The following is a 20,071-nucleotide window of genomic DNA, read 5'->3' as shown; positions in this document are numbered from 1 at the left end:
AAAGCAAAAAATCGAACTTATGAATAAGCAAAAACTTTTCATAAGTCCGATTTAAAATAAAACTTTCTATTGAAGAAGAATTGAAAACTGATTATTAACCATCAATAATTCGCCTTTTTTCTGCCCTTAAAGTAAAAACAAGACCTTTCAAACTCTTAGGAAACATTGGTATTAAAGTATTTCCACCAAAATTTACATCATCATCTGAGGATTAATATCTATCTTCAATGCTAATTTTTCCTTTATAAATTTTTCATGATAATAATCATCTAAGAACTGAATTGCCTGTAATAATCCAGGTTCACTTTTATATTTAACTAAAATTTGGAAGCGAAATTCATTGTTAATTCTCGCAAGTGCCGCTGGTGATGGTCCTAGTACAAGTGCTTTTTCAGTTAAATGTTGTAGCAATATTTTATGAACATGCTGCGATGCTTCCATAACTTTTTTCATTTCCTTATGGGAAATTGTAAAATTAATTAAATAATAGTACGGAGGATATTTACCTAATTTACGATATTCCATTTCTTGATGATAAAAAGTTAAATAGTCATTTTTTTGAACATCCAAAATCGAATAATGATCCGGATTATATGTTTGAATAATAACTTGTCCAGCTTTTTCATGACGTCCTGCTCTACCAGCCACTTGTGTTAATAATTGATACGTACGTTCACTTGCTCTAAAATCAGGTAAATTTAGCATTGTATCAGCATTTAATACACCAACTAAAGTAATATTCGGATAATCTAATCCTTTAGCAATCATCTGAGTACCAAGTAAGATGTCACCATTACCTTTCTCAAATTCCGTTAACAATTTCTCATGTGCACCTTTTTTAGAAGTTGTATCTACGTCCATTCTTATAATACGAGCGCCTTCAAATTCTTGTTGCAACAACTCTTCAACTTTCTGAGTACCTGTACCTACTTGACGAATATGCTCGCTTTCACAGTTTGGACATTTATTAGGAGGCGTCTCTTGGTAACCACAATAGTGACATTTTAATAAATCTGTCGTTTTATGATACGTTAAGGAAATATCACAATTAGGGCATTGTGGCACATAACCACAATCTCGGCAAAGCATAAATGATGCATAACCACGTCTATTTAAAAATAATACAACTTGTTCCTGACGATCTAATCTTAATTGTATTGCTTCGCGTAAATCTTTTGAAAACATAGAGCGATTACCTTCACTCAATTCAGTACGCATATCCACAATATCAATATCAGGTAAAGCCTGTTGATTAACTCTATTTGGTAATGATAATAAATGATAAACGCCTTTTTCAGCCCGCGCATAACTTTCAAGACATGGTGTTGCACTACCTAGAATAACCGGACAATGATGATACTCACTTCGCCACTGTGCAATTTCTCTAGCATGATATCTAGGATAATCTTCTTGCTTATATGTAGACTCATGCTCTTCATCAATAATAATTAAACCCAAATTTTTAAATGGCGCAAACACACTAGATCTTGCACCAACACTTACCTGTGCCCGACCGTCTCTAATTTTTTGCCATTCATCATAACGTTCACCATTAGATAAACCAGAGTGTAATACGGCAACGTCATCGCCAAATCGACGTTTAAATCTTAAAACCATTTGTGGCGTTAGTGCAATTTCAGGTACCAACATCATCGCTTGTTTGCCTTGATTCAATACATCTTCTATAGTTTGAAGATATACTTCCGTTTTACCTGATCCAGTAACTCCGTGAAGCAAGAACGTTGCTTGCTCTTGATTTACTATTTTTTCATTAATTGCTGCATACGCTCGCTGTTGGTCTGTCGTAAGCTGTCTCTTTGATTCTTGTTCAAAAACACGATCTTTAAATGGATCTCTTTCAACGATAGCGTCATATTTTTCTACATATCCTTTTTTAACCAATCCATCTAAACTAGACTTTGAAAAGCCCATATCTTCAATGTCTGATAAAAATATAGTTTTATGTTGTTCTTCAGTCAAAAACGCATACAAATCATATTGTTTAATAACTTTTTCCAGCTTAGCTAATACTTCATCAGTATTAAATCCATCAATGATTCGAACTGCCCGCTTCGTTTTTTTAGTAACATTTTGGGAAAGAATGGTTTTCTCTTCAATGATTCCAGCTTGTAATAACGACATAAGTGTTGCTATATCATTATTTTTTTGTGCATCTTTGTAAAAATAGAAACCATTTTTATCGAATCGTTCTACTATTTCTGAAGTTAATTCTGTATCATCTTTAAGCATGAAAGCCTTTTTATATTTAGCTTTAATCGCGCTTGGCAACATAACTTCTAACATTGAAATACGTTTAATAACATGCGTCGTACTCATCCACTCACTTAATGCAATTAATTCTGGTGTTAGCTCTGGCTTAATATCTTTCACTTCAATAATACTTTTCAATTTTGATATATCAAGTTGTGAATCAGGTTGTGTCGTAACTTCCATTACATATCCTTGAATTGTTCTAGGTCCAAATGGTACAACAACACGGATGCCTGGTTGTATCACAGATACTAATCGTTCTGGAATTAAATAATCAAATTTATAGTCAACGCTCTTCGATGCTACATCGACAATGACTTTCGCTATCATTATTGCCACCTAGTTTCTAATTCATCTAAAATTTGAGCAGCTAATGCCACTTTTTTCCCTTTCTTAATATTTACTTTTTCTTTATTTTTAAAATGCATCGTTAATTCGTTATCATCAGAATTAAATCCAATAGACATGTCACCGACGTTATTGGAAATAATTACATCTGCATTTTTCTTACGTAATTTTTGTTCTGCATAATTTTCAATATCTTCCGTTTCCGCTGCAAAACCTACTAAGTATTGAGATGTTTTATGTTCACCTAAATATTTTAAAATGTCTTTTGTACGCTTAAAAGATACTGACAAATCTCCATCTTGCTTTTTCATTTTATGTTCAAGCACATCAACTGGCGTATAATCTGAAACAGCTGCTGCTTTTATAACTATATCTTGTAATTTAAATCGTGATGTGACTTGCTCAAACATTTCTTCAGCACTCTGTACATGAATCACTTCGATATTTTCAGGATCTTCTAAATTTGTTGGCCCAGAAACTAACGTAACAATTGCGCCACGATCTCGCAATGCTTCAGCAATTGCATATCCCATCTTTCCTGATGAACGATTGGATACAAATCTAACGGGATCTATAACTTCGACTGTCGGACCTGCAGTCACTAAGGCATGTTTGCCGTTAAATGAACTATTAGCTATACGTGAATCATTTTGAAAATAATCCTTTAATACTGTAACAATTTGAAGCGGTTCTTCCATACGACCTTTGGCAACATATCCACATGCTAAAAATCCACTACCAGGTTCAATGAAATGATAGCCATCTTCCTTTAAAACATTCATATTACGCTGCGTGCGCTTATTTTCATACATATGCACATTCATCGCAGGTGCAATAAATTTAGGTGTTTCTGTTGCTAATAATGTTGATGTCACTATATCATCAGCTATTCCTACGCTCAATTTTGCAATTATATTTGCCGTTGCCGGTGCAACAACAATTGCATCTGCCCAATCTCCTAATGCAATATGTTGGATTTCGTCAGGTTTTTCCTCAATAAATGTATCTGTATATACTGCATTACGACTAATTGCTTGAAATGCCAATGGTGTAACAAATTTTTGAGCATGCTCTGTTAACATAACGCGTACATCGTATCCTGATTGTGTTAACTTACTTGTTAAATCAATCGCTTTATATGCTGCGATACCACCAGTTACGGCTAACAAAATTTTCTTCATATTCATTCTCCCTTAAATATCACTAGCTTTTTAGTACAAGTTGAAGTTGAAACATAAAGTTTTTGTGCTCTGGGAAACCGATTTACGGTGTCCCAAAAGCAGGATTTTCGGCAGAAACTCTCACGATTCGACAAAATTTGGAAAACAATTTTACTCATCATTCGGTTCTGCTCAAATCCTAAACGCTTTTGTCCCGACCTCTTTTTGCCATCTCAAAATCACAAATTTAGTTTAATTATAACATCAATCTTTGAATAAACTAAAAAAACACACCTCCTCAGGTGCGTTTAATTATTATGTCTGATGACATATTTAATATGATAAATTCTAAATTATTAATATAATCGGTACTACTCTTTACCGTAATAATCACTTGAAATTATTGGACGAATTTTACCGTCTGCAATTTCTTCTAACGCTCTACCAACTGGTTTGTATGAGTGATATTCACTTAATAATTCCGTTTCAGGATGTTCATCAATTTCACGAGCTCTTTTAGCTGCTGTTGTTGCAATTAAATATTTTGATTTAATTTGTGCTGTTAATTGGTTTAATGGTGGATTTAACATTATTTTTTTGCCTCCAAAATCATTTTTCGATACTTAGCTTCTACGCGCTCTCTTTTTAAGTGCTCAGCTTCTACAATACATTGAATTCTATTTTTCGCAAGTTCAACTTCATCATTAACTACAACGTAATCATATAGGTTCATCATTTCAACTTCTTTACGTGCTTCGTTAATACGACTTTGAATTTTTTCGTCAGACTCTGTGCCTCTTCCTACTAATCGCTCTCTCAAGTGTTCTAAACTTGGAGGTGCTAAGAATATAAATAACGCATCAGGAAATTTCTTTCTAACTTGCTTTGCACCCTCTACTTCAATTTCTAAAAATACATCATGTCCTTCGTCCATAGTATCTTTAACATATTGAACTGGCGTACCATAATAGTTGCCAACATACTCGGCATATTCTATAAATTGGTCATCTTTAATTAAAGCTTCAAACGCATCCCTTGTTTTAAAAAAGTAATCTACGCCATCAACTTCACCCTCGCGCATTTGGCGTGTTGTCATTGAAATAGAATACTTATATGATGTAGTTGGATCTTCAAATATTCGTTTTCTAACAGTACCTTTACCGACTCCAGATGGCCCTGATAAAACGATTAACAATCCTTTTTCATTATCCATGCCTTACGACCTCTCTAAGCTAATCTTCTATTATTTAAATATGATATCACATTGTTCTTTATATTGTATAGCATATTTGAAGTTGCATGCCATAATTTCTCTTAGGTCTAACAATTTCGTTATGTTGCATGATAATTTTTATAAACATAAATTGAATTGCAACCACTTTGGTCTTTTAAAATGATAATCTCATAATAAACTGAATAATTATGCCGAAAAGTTATAGTCATGTTAAAATGAAACGAATGATATAAAGAAGGTGGAAGATACATTATGGCTTATGACGGCTTATTTACAAAGAAGATGATCGAATCTTTACAATTTTTAACAACAGGACGTATTCACAAAATCAATCAACCTGAAAATGATACTATTCTTATGGTTGTACGTCAAAATAGACAAAACCACCAATTATTGTTGTCAATTCACTCTAACTTTTCAAGATTACAATTGACTACAAAAAAATACGATAATCCTTTTAATCCACCTATGTTCGCTCGTGTGTTCAGGAAACATCTTGAAGGTGGCATCATTGAATCTATTAAACAAATCGGTAATGATCGCCGCGTCGAAATTGATATTAAAAGTAAAGATGAAATCGGTGATACGATTCATCGAACTGTTATTCTTGAAATTATGGGTAAACATAGTAATTTAATTTTAGTGGATGACAATCGTAAAATCATAGAAGGTTTTAAACACTTAACACCGAATACGAATCAATATCGAACTGTAATGCCTGGATTTAATTATGAAGCACCACCAACACAACATAAAAAAAATCCATATGAAGTATCAGGTGCGGACGTTTTAAAATATATAGATTTTAATTCAGGTAACATTGCAAAACAACTACTAAATCAATTCGAAGGTTTTAGCCCTTTAATCGCAAATGAAATTGTTAGTCGACGTCAGTTTATGACATCAACTTCACTACCAGAAGTATTTGATGAAGTGATGGCTGAAACTAAATTACCACCAACGCCTGCCTTTCATAAAAATCATGAAACTGGAAAAGAAGATTTTTATTTTATGAAGTTAAAACAATTTCATGATGATATGGTCACTTATGATTCATTAAATGATTTACTTGATCGATTTTATGATGCACGTGGTGAACGTGAACGTGTAAAACAAAGAGCAAACGACTTAGTGCGATTCGTTCAGCAACAATTACACAAATACCAAAATAAATTGGCAAAGTTGATTAAAGAGTATGAACAAGCTAAAAATAAAGATACTGAGCAGTTATATGGTGAATTAATTACAGCAAACATTTACCGAATTAAGCAAGGTGATAAAGAACTAAAAGCACTAAATTATTATACAAATGAAGAAGTCTTAATACCTTTAAATCCTACGAAATCGCCTTCTGCAAATGCCCAGTATTACTATAAGCAATATAATCGTATGAAAACGAGAGAACATGAATTAGAACATCAAATTCAATTAACGAAAGATAATATTGAATACTTTTTAACGATTGAACAGCAATTACAACATATTTCTGTACAGGATATTGATGAAATAAGAGATGAATTATCTGAACAAGGTTTTATGAAACAGCGTAAAAACCAAAATAAAAAGAAAAAAGACCAGATTCAATTGCAACATTATATTTCAACTGACGGTGATGATATTTTTGTCGGTAAAAATAATAAACAAAATGATTATTTAACTAATAAAAAAGCAAGAAAAACTTACACATGGTTGCATACAAAAGATATCCCAGGTTCACACGTCGTTATATTTAACGAAGAACCAAGTGAAAATACCATTAAAGAAGCGGCGATGTTAGCAGGATATTTTTCAAAAGCAGGTAACTCTGGACAAATACCAGTTGACTATACATTAATTAAAAATGTGCACAAACCATCTGGTGCAAAGCCAGGTTTTGTAACGTATGATAATCAAAAAACATTATATGCAACACCCGATTATGAACATATTCAACGAATGAAACAATAAAAATTATAAATACTATATAAGAAACACCTCACAATAAGATGGCAACATCTTTTATCATGAGGTGTTTCGTTTTGGTTATTTGATCTAAAAAACTATTTACATTAGTTGTCCCATAAATCATCATTATATTTTGAATCATTTCCTTTTAAATATCGGCATACTATTAATATTAAACTCCAAATATAATTGACTCAAAATTTCAATAAAAATATTATTCGGGTAATGCTAATTGAAAACTAACACCAAATTTGTCTTGAACCCAAGCAAATTCACGATAAGGTGGCATATTTGTTTTAGGCATTAATATAGCGCCCTCATCTTTTAAGCCATTAAACAGTCTTTCCATTTCTAATGTATCTTTTACAGTAACGAATAATGAAATTGCAGGATTCATTGGTAATTCTGTACCACTATTTGCGTCAATTGCCATAAACACTTGTCCATTTAAAGTAAATATTGAATGTTGTACAGTTCCTGGATCTCCAGGACCATCTTCACCATATTTAGCCATCGTAATAATTTCACTGTCTTCAAATAGACTTGTATATAATTTAACGGCTTCTTCAGCTTGATTATTGAACATTAAAAACGTTGTAATTTTTGGGATATTCATGGTTTGCCTCCTTAAGATTCACCTTACATATATAACTATATTAACATACTCAAAACATTAAAACTGTAATTGAATTTGTGAGCATAGAAGCAGTTTTTTTACACACTTACCTTAAATTTTTTCGTTTAGCCCTATGATTTTAAAACACCATCGAATGCAACTTAACATCATTGTATTAAATAGATATTAATGTTTTGACTTATTGACAAATTTGATTACAATTAATATTAAGTTAAAGGAGGGACGTTATGTTACATTATGTGATTCCAGTACTAGTCCTATTACTTGTATTTTTAATTGGTTGGATTTTAATAAAATTAATTATCCGCTAAGTAATAACTATATAACAAAAGCTATAGTGTTTTTATGTTAGAAGTCAATTATACTTTCCTAACATTTAACACTATAGCTTTTATTTTTTATATTTGTCCTTGTTTGCGTAATATATTTTTCACATGTTTGAATAAATCATCATTTTGATTTATTTCAGATTCATTTTTTATATGCTCGCTCGAAGTGTTTTCAGTTTCATGGTCATCAAATTGATTGGAATGATTAGAATCATTGATAAACTCATTACAATGTTTTATTTTTCCATATAAATCATTAGATGTGTTGTCATTCATTTGCTGAATTCCCCCTTCTAATGACTATCTTATGCTAAGTTGTCTCTCCATTCAACTAATGTTTGAATATCTTCTTTAGAAATTTTGCCTTCATCTTTAGCAACTTCAATAAGTTCATTGTAATCACTTAATGTATAAAATGGAAGTTCGATATTTTTAAATGTTTCATCAGCTTTTTTCAAACCATAAGTAAAAATAGCTACAACACCTAATACTTCTGCGCCGGCTTGTTTTAACGCTTCAACTGCTGTTACTGAAGAACCACCTGTTGAAATTAAATCTTCTATAACAACGACTTTTTTACCTTCACTTCTAGCGCCTTCAATTTGGTTCTGTTTGCCATGACTCTTACTTGAAGATCGTACATAATTCATTGGCAGCTTTAACTTTTCAGCAATGAATGCTGCATGCGGAATTCCTGCAGTAGCCGTACCTGAAATAATTTCAACATCAGGAAAATGTTCCTTAATTAAATTAATTAGTCCATCTCGAATTGCACCACGAACTAATGGATAACCTAGTGTAATTCGGTTATCACAATATATAGGTGATTTAATACCTGAACTCCATGTATATAAATCATTTGGTGATAGAGTTACAGCTTCAATATCTAATAATGATTTTGCAATTTCTTTTGCCATTATGCTAACCAACTTTCTTTTATTTTATGATAACTTTCAACAGGATTGTCACTTTGTGTAATAGGTCTACCAACAACGATATGTGTCGAACCTAATTGCCTTGCTTCTTCCGGCGTTGTAATTCGATGCTGATCATCTTGAGATACACCTTTAGGTCTAATGCCTGGAGTGACTTTCAAAAATGATTCCCCTAATTCCTCAGTTAACATGCGACTTTCGAGTGGCGAACAAACAACTCCGTCTAAACCAGCATTTTTGGCTAATGTCGCATAATTTAATACCGCTTCTTCAATTGTTGATTGTATATTTTGTTCTTGATGTAACATGTCTTCAGTTGTCGATGTAAGCTGTGTTACCGCAATAATTTTTGTATGTTGATTATGTTTTCTTAACCCCTTTATTGCTTCAGACATCATCTTAGTGCCACCAGCTGCATGCACATTTACTAAATCAACATTTAATTTCGCTAATCCTTCCATAGCTTTTCCAACTGTATTAGGAATGTCATGTAACTTTAAATCTAAAAACACATCATGACCTCGACCTTTAATTTCATTTATTAATTGCGGTCCTTCTTGATAAAAAAGTTCCATACCTACTTTTACAAACAATGCTTCATCAAACAAATCTAGAAATTGATTTACTTTATCTTTTGATTCAAAATCTAATGCAATAATTGGCAAATCCTTCATCTTACACTTCTCCCTTTATTTCAAGAAATTCATTTAAAAGATTGAGATTGTAATTATACATTTGAAATAAAATGATTCATTACAATCCCAACATTTCAGTCATAACAACTTTTACATTTGACGCATAGTAAATGTCATGCTCTCAATTACGTTTGTTAAAGCATTTGCTGTATCAAGTGAAGTTAAACATGGAATACCATTTTCAACTGTTGTACGTCTAATTTGGAATCCATCTCTTTCAACTTCTTTACCTTTAGTCATTGTGTTTATGACGATTTGAACATCACCATTTTGAATACGTGTTAGCAAATCGTTTTCGCCACCGATTTTACCAACAACTTCAACAGGAATGTCATGTTCTGATAATTTTTTAGCTGTTCCAGATGTTGCTAAAATTTTATAGCCAACTTCATTTAAGCGTTGCGCTAATTTAACAACTTCTTCTTTATCTTTATCACTTACTGTCATTAAGACTGTACCGTGATCTTTCACTTCTACGCCACTACCTGTTAACCCTTTGAATAACGCCTTTTCTAATGTTGTATCTTTACCCATCACTTCACCTGTTGATTTCATTTCAGGCCCTAAGGTAATATCAACATTTTTCAATTTATTAAAACTAAATACCGGAGCTTTAACAAATACACCTTCAGCATAAGGTTGGACCCCTTCTTGATAACCCATTGCTGTAAGCTTTTCTCCCATTATTGCACGCATTGCTAATTGTGCCATTGGAATATCCGTTATTTTACTTAAAAATGGTACAGTTCTACTTGAACGTGGATTCACTTCTAACACATAAACGCCATCATGTGCAATAACGAATTGAATATTAATCAATCCAATTATATCTAATCCTTTTGCTAACTTAATCGTATAATCTTCAAGTGTTGCTAACTCTTCTTCAGTTAATGTTTGTGGTGGATATACAGCAATTGAGTCACCACTATGCACACCTGCACGTTCAATATGTTCCATAATTCCTGGAATAATAACTGTTTCACCATCACAAATTGCATCGACTTCAATTTCTTTACCCGTTAAATATCTATCGACTAATACAGGGTGTTCTGGACTCGCCTTAACAGCTTGTGTCATATAGTTTTCTAACTCAGTGTCATTGTCTACAATTTCCATTGCACGACCACCTAATACATAAGAAGGTCTTACTACAACAGGATAGCCAATTTCTGCAGCGTTAGCTAATGCTTCTTCAGGTGAAGTAGCTGTTTTACCTTGAGGCTGCGGAACATTGATTTGTCTTAACAATGCCTCGAATTCTTTTCTATCTTCAGCACGATTTAAGTTTTCAAGTGACGTACCAAGAATTTTCACACCATGCTTCGCTAATTTATCAGCTAAGTTAATCGCTGTTTGTCCACCAAATTGTACAACAACACCTTTTGGTTGTTCTAAATTAATGATGTTCATAACATCTTCTTCAGTTAATGGTTCGAAGTATAATTTATCAGAAATTGAAAAGTCCGTTGAAACAGTTTCTGGATTGTTATTCACAATAATGGCTTCATAACCAGCTTTTTGAATAGCCCAAACAGCGTGCACTGTCGCATAATCAAATTCTACACCTTGACCGATTCGAATAGGACCAGAACCTAATACTAGAATTTTTTCTTTATCTGTAACAATTGATTCGTTTTCAGTTTCATATGTTCCATAATAATATGGTGTTGAAGATTCAAATTCAGCTGCGCATGTATCAACCATTTTATAAACAGGTTTTATATTATTTTCCATGCGTAATTGATATACATCTTCTTCTGTCATATTGAATCGATGTGCGATAGTTTTATCACTAAATCCGTAATCTTTTGCATATTTAAGATATTCTAAATCCCCTTGATGCTCTTTTAATTGATGTTCAATGTCGATAATATTTTGGAACTTGTGTAAGAAGAAATAATCAATTTGAGTCATATTATGAATTTCTTCTAACGTTGTCCCTCTTCTAATTGCTTCACCAATAAAAAATAGTCGCTCATCATCTTGGTGAGAAATACGTTCTTTTATATAGTCTAAGTCAAAACTTTCACCATTCGGTAATCCTAAATGATGTACACCGTACTCTAGCGAACGAATTGCTTTTAACAATGATTCTTCGTAAGTTCGACCAATTGCCATAACTTCACCAGTTGCTTTCATTTGTGTACCAAGCTCTCGTTCCCCTTTTTCGAATTTATCAAATGGGAACCTTGGAATTTTTGAAATCACATAATCCAAAGTTGGCTCAAATGCCGCATATGATGTACCAGTGATAGGATTTAACATTTCATCTAATGTAAGGCCGACCGCAATTTTAGCAGCTAATTTCGCAATAGGATATCCAGTAGCTTTAGATGCTAAAGCTGACGAACGAGATACACGTGGATTTACTTCAATAATATAATAATCAAATGAATGTGGATCCAATGCCAATTGAACGTTACATCCGCCTTCTATTCCTAATGCTCTAATTACTTTCAATGAAACATCTCGTAACATTTGATATTCCACATCTGAAAGCGTTTGACTAGGTGCTACGACAATTGAATCTCCTGTATGAATACCCACTGGATCAATATTCTCCATGTTACATACCACGATGGCATTGTCATTTTTGTCACGCATTACTTCATATTCGATTTCTTTGAATCCTGCAATTGATTTTTCTAACAAACACTGTGTGGCAGGACTATAATGAAGACCGTTTGATACTATTTCTTGTAGCTCTTCATCATTATGACAAATACCACCACCAGTTCCCCCCATTGTAAACGCTGGTCTAACGATTAATGGATATCCAACTTGTTCTTTAAATTTAAATGCTTGTTCTACTGTATTTACTATGTCACTCTCTGGTACTGGAACATTTAAGTCGTTCATTAATGTTCTAAACATTTCACGATCTTCCGCCTGTTGAATTGATGTTAATTCAGTACCTAATAATTGCACATTATTATCTTGAAGTACGCCACTTTCATGTAATTGAATTGCCATATTCAATCCAGTTTGTCCACCTAATGTCGGTAATAAAGCGTCAGGTTGTTCTTTACGTATTATTCTCGCTATAAAGTCATGTGTTAATGGCTCAATGTATACTTTATCTGCAATTTCTTTGTCAGTCATAATAGTGGCTGGATTTGAGTTCACTAATATGACACGGTATCCTTCTTCTTTTAATGCTAAACAAGCTTGTGTACCAGCATAGTCAAATTCAGCCGCTTGACCTATAATTATTGGTCCAGACCCTATTACTAAAATTGTTTCGATATCGTTACGTTTAGGCATTGATTTGACGCTCCTTTTCCTTAAAATTAGTCATCATTTTAACAAATTCATCAAATAGATAATTTGAATCTGACGGTCCTGGATTTGCTTCAGGATGGTATTGTACTGAAAAAGCAGGCAGTGTTTTATGTTTTAAACCTTCTACAGTACCATCATTTAAAGCAATATGTGTGATTTCTAATTCTGTATTTTTTAATGAATCTTTATCAATTGCATAACCATGGTTTTGACTTGTAATATCTACTTTTCCAGTTTCTAAGTTTTTAACTGGATGGTTCGCACCACGATGACCAAACTTCATTTTAAATGAGCTTGCATCTTGGGATAATGCAAATAGTTGATGTCCAAGGCAGATACCAAAGAATGGAATTTTCCCTAAAATACCTTGAATCATTGGAATTGCGCATTCTACTACTTCTGGGTTACCTGGTCCATTAGATAACATGACACCATCTGGAGCCATTGCTAAAATTTCTTCAGCTGTTGTTGTATAAGGAACAACTGTAACATTGCAACCTCTGACGTTTAGTTCTCTTACGATATTTTGTTTTTTACCAAAGTCTACAAGCACAACGCTTAAATCCTTACCAGTTGAGACATATGGTGTTTTAGTAGATACAATCTCAACTTCATCTTTAGGTAATTCAACTTGTTGTAAGTGTTGAACCAGTTGATCAATATCTTCTTTTCGATCAGTAAAACCGGCTTTTAACACACCATGTTGACGAATCTTACGTGTAATACTTCTTGTGTCTACACCTGCAATACCAGGAATTTCATGCAATTCTAAAACGTCATGAAGTGTCTTTTGTTGTCTAAAATTACTTGGATGTGCACTTGCTTCTTTCACTACTATGCCGTTTAATGTCGGTACTAATGATTCAAAATCATCTCGATTAATTCCATAATTTCCAATTAAAGGATACGTAAATGTAATGATTTGTCCTGTATATGATGGATCTGAAATTGTTTCTTGATAACCTGTCATTGCTGTATTAAATACAATTTCTCCTACAGTTAAGTTATCAGACCCTAAACGGTAGCCCTCATAGTATGAACCGTCTTCTAACACTAGATAACGTTTGCTTTGCATATTATTTATCCCCCTCAAATTTAACTTCACCTTCAACCATTGTTAAAATCGGATTTCCGTATACTTTATATCCGATGAAAGGTGTATTGTCTGCTTTTGATAAGAAGTCCTCACCTTTAATTTCTTGTTCGTTTTCTAAATCAATAATTGTTAAATCAGCATAACCATTTTCTTTTAATGTGCCATAATCTAGATTAAAAGTTTCACATGGCTTAATTGTTAAATAATCAACCAACTGTTGTAGTGTCCAGTTACCATTTTTTACAAAATGCGTATATAACAGTGGGAATGCTGTCTCACTACCAACAATACCGAATGGTGCTTTTTCCATTGGTTGTGCTTTTTCATCTCTTGCATGTGGCGCATGATCAGTTGCAATACAATCGATAGTGCCATCAAGTAAACCTTCCAATAATGCATCTCTATCTTCAGTACTTCTTAATGGTGGATTCATTTTATAAATCGCATTATTTCCAGGTATATCGTCTTCTGTTAATAATAAATGATGCGGTGTTACTTCAGCTGTTACATGAATTCCAGCTCGTTTAGCATCACGAATGACTCTGACACTTTCTTTTGTAGATACATGACATACATGGTAATGACATCCGGCAGCTTCAGCTAATAATACGTCTCTAGCAATTTGTACGGATTCACAAATGTTTGGAATGCCTGGTATACCTAATTCTTTACTGCGTTTTCCTTCATGCATAGCGCCACCATAGATTAATGAATTATCTTCACAGTGTGCTACAATTGCTTTATTTACTTTTGCAGCTTCAATCATACCTTCATACATCATGCTAGCAGTTTGAACACCAATACCGTCATCTGTAAAAGCGAATGCACCTTCTTTTACAAGCGCAGGAAAGTCAACGAGTTCTTTACCTAATTGTCGTGTCGTGATCGATGCATATGGCAATACACGTACTTGGGCATTGTCTTTAATTAGTTTTTGTAATGCTTCAAAATGTTCAACAGAATCTGGAACTGGTCTTGTATTTGGCATTGGACAAACTGTAGTAAATCCACCTCTTGCTGCTGCTTTTGTACCCGTTTCAATTGTTTCTTTATATTCACCACCGGGTTCGCGTAAATGAACATGAACATCAACAAATCCAGGTGATACAAAGTGGCCTTTCGCATCTATAATGTCAACATCATTGCTTACTTCTATCTCAGTTGCAATTTGTTTAACTACTTTACCATCAATTAAAATATCTGCTTTTACTAATTCGCCATTTTGCAATACTTTACCGTTTTTAATTAATTTCATCATTTTCGTCCCCTTACTTATTTAATAATTCATCAATGACTGCCATTCTTAAGTACACGCCATTTTCCATTTGTTTGAAAATTCTTGATTTTGAAGCTTCAACTAAGTCAGTTTGTATTTCTACGCCTCTATTAACTGGAGCTGGATGCATCACAATTGCATGCGATTGTAATTTGTTATATCTTGTTTCTTTTAAACCATGCTTTTGATGATAATCGTCTGCTGCGAATCTCGCTTCTTCAGCAAGTCCATGTCTTTCATGTTGAATTCTTAGTAACATTACGATGTCTACATTTTCAATTACATCGTCAATATTGACATAAGGTGCTTCTAATGAATCATCAATCCACGCATCAGGACTATTAAACATAACGTTTGCTCCTAATGCCTTTAAACTGTAATAGTTGCTGCGTGCGACGCGTGAATTTTTTATATCTCCACATATCAATACATTTAATCCTTCGAAATAACCGTACTCTTCATAAATCGTCATTAAGTCAAGTAAACTTTGAGTTGGATGTTGTCCACTTCCATCACCAGCATTTGCAATAGGAATATTAATATTTGCTAATTTGTCATAGTAATTATTAAATGGATGTCTTATGACTAGTAAATCACAGCCAATACTTTCCAACGTTTTACATGTATCATATAAGGATTCTCCCTTAGAAACTGACGATGTAGAAGTTTCAAAACTAATAGTTTTCAATCCTAATTTAAGTTCGGCCATTTCAAAACTACACTTTGTTCGAGTAGAATTTTCAAAGAATAAATTTGCAACATATTTCCCTTCAAAGTTTGGTAGTTGACGTTCACCAGATTTAAATTGACTAGCCTTTTGGATAAGTGAATAGATTTGATCTGTTGATAAATGTTCCATTGATAATAAATGATTCATAAAGCGCCCTCCTTAGTTTGTAAACCTTAATTGTTTTGCTTTTTCTCTTTAGGTAAGATTAAGTTCAAAATAATTCCTGAAAGTGCTGCTAATGCCATTCCTTCGATTTGAAGATTGATACCAATTTCTTTCAAGTTGAATACTAAGTTACCAATGCCTACGACTAAGACTACAGAAGCTATTACTAAGTTACGGTTATTAGCGAAGTCTACTTTACTTTCAACTAGCATTCTTAATCCACTAGCTGCAATAATTCCGAAAAGTAAAATCGACACACCACCCATGACTGGCGTTGGTATTGAAGATATTAGTGCTGTAAATTTACCAATGAATGCCAATATAATCGCTATTACTGCAGCGCCACCGATAACATAAATGCTGTAAATTCTTGTAATTGCTAAGACACCAATGTTTTCACCGTATGTTGTACTTGGTGGTCCACCAATGATACTTGCGAACATAGTAGATACACCGTCACCAATAATTGATTTATCAAGCCCTGGCTTTTCAAAAAAGTTTCTACCTACTATTTTATTTAGTACCATCTGATGACCGATATGTTCACTTACCGTTACAAATACGATTGGAATCATAACTAGCACAAGACCTAAATGGAATGATGGTACATAGTCTTTAAATGGCAGATAAATATGAGGGAAATCTAGCCATTTTGCTGACATAACAGCATCAAATTTAACTATCCCCATAAAAATCGCTACCACATATCCGACGATGATACCTACAAGTACTGGTATTAATGATAAGAATCCTTTGAAAAATCCTTGTACTACTATCGTTACTAGTAATGTAACCATTGCTACAACTAAGAAGCTTATATTGTAACCTTTCATATCACCTGGATTTTCATACATTGCCATATTTACAGCAGTTGGCGCTAAACTTAAACCAATAACCATAATGACTGGACCAACTACAACTGGTGGTAATAGTTTCATTAACCAAGCTGTTCCACTTAACTTGATTAAAACGCCGATAATTACGTACATAACACCACTCATAAATAATGCCACTAGCATATCACCTAAGCTATGAGTACTTAAACCTGTGATAATTGGTGTAATAAATGCAAAGCTCGATCCAAGATATGCCGGGATTTGCGCTTTTGTTATTAATATATAAAGTAGAGTACCGATTCCCGAAGCAAGTAACGCTGCTGATATTGGTAGTCCTGTTAAGAATGGTACAAGTACCGTTGCACCAAACATCGCAAACAAATGTTGTAAGCTTAAAAATGCCCATTGTGCCGGTTGTGGTTTTTCATTTACATCAAGTACAGGCTTTACTGTTCGTTCAAACATTTCTTCATTTTGCATGATATTCATTTCCTCCGATAATAAAAAAATCTCTTTACATCAGTATTATGTAAAGAGACGAAAAGTGTGACAATATTCTACAAGTCATACATTCATATGAAAATAGTCTTGTAGTTGTCATATATGAGGGCATACTCGATAAATAAGCATAACAAAGCTTACTTTCTATTTAATCCCTCACCTTTCTCAGTCTCTCGTACTGAATTAAAAGGGGTTATTATTTAATTATAACTGCATTTCTTTGATCCATCTCTTCTAAATAAACACTAACTGTTTCGTCTTTAGAAGTTGGAATGTTTTTACCAACAAAATCAGCTCGTATTGGTAGTTCTCGATGCCCTCGATCAACCAATGCGGCTAATCCAATTTTAATTGGTCTAGCGTTTAATAAAATAGCGTCTAGTGAAGCTCGAACCGTACGGCCAGTATAAAGTACGTCATCAATAATTATGACAACTTTATTTGTAATGTCAGTATCGATTTCAATCGCATCTTTTGACGTTTGTGATGACATATGCTCAATATCATCTCTAAAATAAGTTATATCAATTGTTCCAGTAGGTATTTGTTGTTGCTCTATTTGGTGAATTTTATTTTGTATACGATTAGCTAAATATTCACCTCTTGTTTTAATACCTAATAGAATTAGATTATCAGTACCTTTGTTATACTCCAAAATTTCATGAGCGATTCTCGTTACTGTACGTTGTATTGCTGCATCATCCATAATGATACGCTCAGACATATTCTCACCCTTTCAAAATTTAGAAACAAAAAACCTCACGTCTTTAATATCGACATGAGGTTTAGTATATACAATCACCTGACTTTAATAATGCGCACAAATTGCATTAAATACGCTTATTGATTTAAAGGTGGTAAAGTTCATTTTAGTATATATCTATTTATATCATGTCTTTGACGACTCTCTGGACGCTCATTTAAAGACTCATTTATGCTGTACTTAAACTGTTATAAGGATAATACTAATTAGCTACTTTGTCAATCTATATTAAAAAATCAACCTGGAATACGTAAATTGTTAATCGTAATAAAATTTTCAAATGAAAAACACAAGTTTCATTTTGAACGATGAAAAAATAGCTAACGTTTAAGGTTTACATAATATAGTTATTGTTATTATTAAAACCGATAATTATGCATCTCTTTTTCGTATTGTCTCTAACAAATCTTCAAAATCTTGAGGTAATTCAGCTTGTTTTTCAATATATTCCCCTGTAACAGGATGTGTAAATCCAATCAGTCCAGCATGTAATGCTTGTCCACCTATATCCAAAGTCTTCTTCGGACCGTACTTAGGATCACCAACTAAAGGGAATCCAATATATTTCATATGAACACGGATTTGATGTGTACGTCCGGTTTCAAGTTGACATTCAACTAAAGTATAGTCTTTAAAGTGCTCTAGTACGTTAAAATGTGTTACTGCTTCCTTGCCATCATCAACAACTGCCATTGATTGACGGTCATTTTTATTTCTACCGATTGGTGCATCGATAGTTCCATAATCATGCGGAATATTACCATGAACTAAAGCAATATATTTTCTTTTAACCGATTTATCCATTAATTGTTCCACTAAACCACGATGTGCGATGTCATTTTTAGCAACCATCAATAAGCCTGAAGTATCCATATCAATACGGTGTACAATACCTGGACGTATCTCGCCATTGATGCCAGATAAGTTTTTAATTTGATACATTAAACCATTAACTAAAGTATTGGTATAATGACCTGGTGATGGATGTACAACCATACCTTTTGGTTTATATACTACTGCAACATCATCATCTTCATAATAAATGTCTAAATTTAAATTTTCAGGCTGGATGTCAGCTTCTACAATTTCTTTTTCAGTGACAACAATACGATCATTTAGCTTTACTTTATAATTTGATTTTACAACTTTATCATTAGCTACCACTAATCCTGCTTTAATCCAGTCTTGTATTTGATTACGCGACCAATCACTATTTAATTCAGGTAAGAGTTTATCAATACGCATACCAGTCTGTTCTTTTTCTGTAATGTTAAATTCAAATGTCTCCATTATTTAACCTCCTTCTCCTTTTTATTGGAAGTATCTTTTAGTAGTGCAATAATTATTAAAATAACACCTATCGTCAAACTAGAATCAGCGATATTAAAAATTGGAAAATCATAACCAAAAATATTTGTATCTATAAAGTCTACAACTTCACCTGTTAATACTCTATCGATAAAATTACCTAAAGCACCAGCAAAAAGTAAACTAATTGCAATTTGCATAAACAAATGATATTGAGCATCTTTGATATAAAAATATACTAGTGCGATTAATATAATAATAGTAATGATGTAGAAAAACATCATTTTACCACTCAATATTCCCCACGCTGCACCATTGTTTCGATGTGATGTAATATTTAAAAAATTCGGTATAACTTCAAATGAATCTCCTATTTTCATACTTGTAGCAACAATATACTTTGTAACTTGGTCAAATATTATGACAAATAATGCTATTAAAATGGAAGTGCCAATAAAATATTTTTTGTTCATTCTCGTTCCTCCAATCAATCGTCCATAAGACAACTCTTTATATTATAGCTTACACATGCTAATAAAAAAAGTAAGCATATTACAATTA

At 33.1% G+C, this 20,071-nt stretch carries 17 protein-coding genes; 1 reads left to right on the top strand and 16 read right to left on the bottom strand.

Going from position 1 to position 20,071, the window contains the following annotated elements:
• Positions 1 to 192: 192 nt before the first annotated feature.
• The 4 genes from priA to gmk all read right to left on the bottom strand — a co-directional run bounded on the left by priA (position 193) and on the right by gmk (position 4,992).
• Positions 193 to 2,601: a primosomal protein N' gene (gene priA / locus ML436_05745; protein ID UMT79232.1), complete on the bottom strand. Its 2,409-nt coding sequence runs from the start codon at positions 2,599 to 2,601 to the stop codon at positions 193 to 195.
• A complete protein-coding gene (gene coaBC, locus ML436_05740) occupies positions 2,601 to 3,800 on the bottom strand; it encodes a bifunctional phosphopantothenoylcysteine decarboxylase/phosphopantothenate--cysteine ligase CoaBC (protein ID UMT79231.1) in 1,200 nt (399 codons plus the stop codon). The genes priA and coaBC overlap by 1 nt, the downstream gene beginning before the upstream one ends.
• A 350-nt stretch (positions 3,801 to 4,150) precedes the next feature.
• Positions 4,151 to 4,369, bottom strand: a complete 219-nt coding sequence (gene rpoZ / locus ML436_05735) for a DNA-directed RNA polymerase subunit omega (GenBank protein UMT79230.1) — start codon at positions 4,367 to 4,369, stop codon at positions 4,151 to 4,153.
• The gene (gene gmk / locus ML436_05730) at positions 4,369 to 4,992 is read right to left on the bottom strand and encodes a guanylate kinase (protein ID UMT79229.1); all 624 of its coding nucleotides are present in this window, start codon (positions 4,990 to 4,992) and stop codon (positions 4,369 to 4,371) included. The genes rpoZ and gmk overlap by 1 nt, the downstream gene beginning before the upstream one ends.
• 273 nt (positions 4,993 to 5,265) lie before the next feature.
• On the opposite strand from gmk, the gene ML436_05725 reads away from it, so the two are divergent.
• Positions 5,266 to 6,960 carry an NFACT family protein gene (locus ML436_05725; protein UMT79228.1) on the top strand — a complete coding sequence of 565 codons (1,695 nt, stop codon included), beginning with the start codon at positions 5,266 to 5,268 and terminating at the stop codon, positions 6,958 to 6,960.
• Between the two features lie 211 nt (positions 6,961 to 7,171).
• Here the strand turns inward: ML436_05725 and ML436_05720 are convergent, their stop codons facing one another.
• The 12 genes from ML436_05720 to lspA all read right to left on the bottom strand — a co-directional run bounded on the left by ML436_05720 (position 7,172) and on the right by lspA (position 19,983).
• Positions 7,172 to 7,573: a VOC family protein gene (locus tag ML436_05720; GenBank protein UMT79227.1), complete on the bottom strand. Its 402-nt coding sequence runs from the start codon at positions 7,571 to 7,573 to the stop codon at positions 7,172 to 7,174.
• A 419-nt stretch (positions 7,574 to 7,992) separates the two neighbouring features.
• Positions 7,993 to 8,199 (bottom strand): hypothetical protein, encoded by a 207-nt coding sequence (locus ML436_05715; GenBank protein UMT79226.1) that lies wholly within the window; start codon positions 8,197 to 8,199, stop codon positions 7,993 to 7,995.
• Positions 8,200 to 8,228: 29 nt separating this feature from the next.
• Entirely contained in the window at positions 8,229 to 8,840 is a 612-nt protein-coding gene (gene pyrE / locus ML436_05710; GenBank protein UMT79225.1) for an orotate phosphoribosyltransferase, read from the bottom strand.
• Positions 8,840 to 9,532, bottom strand: coding sequence for an orotidine-5'-phosphate decarboxylase (pyrF, locus tag ML436_05705; GenBank protein ID UMT79224.1), 693 nt, complete (start codon positions 9,530 to 9,532; stop codon positions 8,840 to 8,842). The genes pyrE and pyrF overlap by 1 nt, the downstream gene beginning before the upstream one ends.
• A gap of 111 nt (positions 9,533 to 9,643) precedes the next feature.
• Complete coding sequence (carB, locus tag ML436_05700; GenBank protein UMT79223.1) at positions 9,644 to 12,817, bottom strand: carbamoyl-phosphate synthase large subunit; 3,174 nt, start codon at positions 12,815 to 12,817, stop codon at positions 9,644 to 9,646.
• Positions 12,810 to 13,910 (bottom strand): carbamoyl phosphate synthase small subunit, encoded by a 1,101-nt coding sequence (locus tag ML436_05695; protein UMT79222.1) that lies wholly within the window; start codon positions 13,908 to 13,910, stop codon positions 12,810 to 12,812. The genes carB and ML436_05695 overlap by 8 nt, the downstream gene beginning before the upstream one ends.
• Before the next feature lies 1 nt (position 13,911).
• A complete protein-coding gene (locus ML436_05690; protein UMT79221.1) occupies positions 13,912 to 15,186 on the bottom strand; it encodes a dihydroorotase in 1,275 nt (424 codons plus the stop codon).
• Between the two features lie 13 nt (positions 15,187 to 15,199).
• On the bottom strand, positions 15,200 to 16,084 hold the full coding sequence (locus ML436_05685; GenBank protein UMT79220.1) for an aspartate carbamoyltransferase catalytic subunit: 885 nt from the start codon (positions 16,082 to 16,084) through the stop codon (positions 15,200 to 15,202).
• Between the two features lie 26 nt (positions 16,085 to 16,110).
• Positions 16,111 to 17,418 (bottom strand): NCS2 family nucleobase:cation symporter, encoded by a 1,308-nt coding sequence (locus ML436_05680; GenBank protein ID UMT79219.1) that lies wholly within the window; start codon positions 17,416 to 17,418, stop codon positions 16,111 to 16,113.
• Between the two features lie 217 nt (positions 17,419 to 17,635).
• The gene (gene pyrR, locus ML436_05675) at positions 17,636 to 18,163 is read right to left on the bottom strand and encodes a bifunctional pyr operon transcriptional regulator/uracil phosphoribosyltransferase PyrR (protein UMT79218.1); all 528 of its coding nucleotides are present in this window, start codon (positions 18,161 to 18,163) and stop codon (positions 17,636 to 17,638) included.
• A 411-nt stretch (positions 18,164 to 18,574) separates the two neighbouring features.
• Positions 18,575 to 19,492: an RluA family pseudouridine synthase gene (locus ML436_05670; protein UMT79217.1), complete on the bottom strand. Its 918-nt coding sequence runs from the start codon at positions 19,490 to 19,492 to the stop codon at positions 18,575 to 18,577.
• Complete coding sequence (lspA, locus tag ML436_05665) at positions 19,492 to 19,983, bottom strand: signal peptidase II (GenBank protein ID UMT79216.1); 492 nt, start codon at positions 19,981 to 19,983, stop codon at positions 19,492 to 19,494. Before lspA ends, ML436_05670 begins: the two co-directional genes overlap by 1 nt.
• Positions 19,984 to 20,071: the final 88 nt, after the last annotated feature.

Source organism: Staphylococcus roterodami (assembly GCA_022493055.1).
GTDB lineage: Bacteria > Bacillota > Bacilli > Staphylococcales > Staphylococcaceae > Staphylococcus > Staphylococcus singaporensis.
The sequence above is the reverse complement of the archived record's forward strand: the minus strand, read 5'-3'. Positions and strand labels throughout refer to the sequence as shown.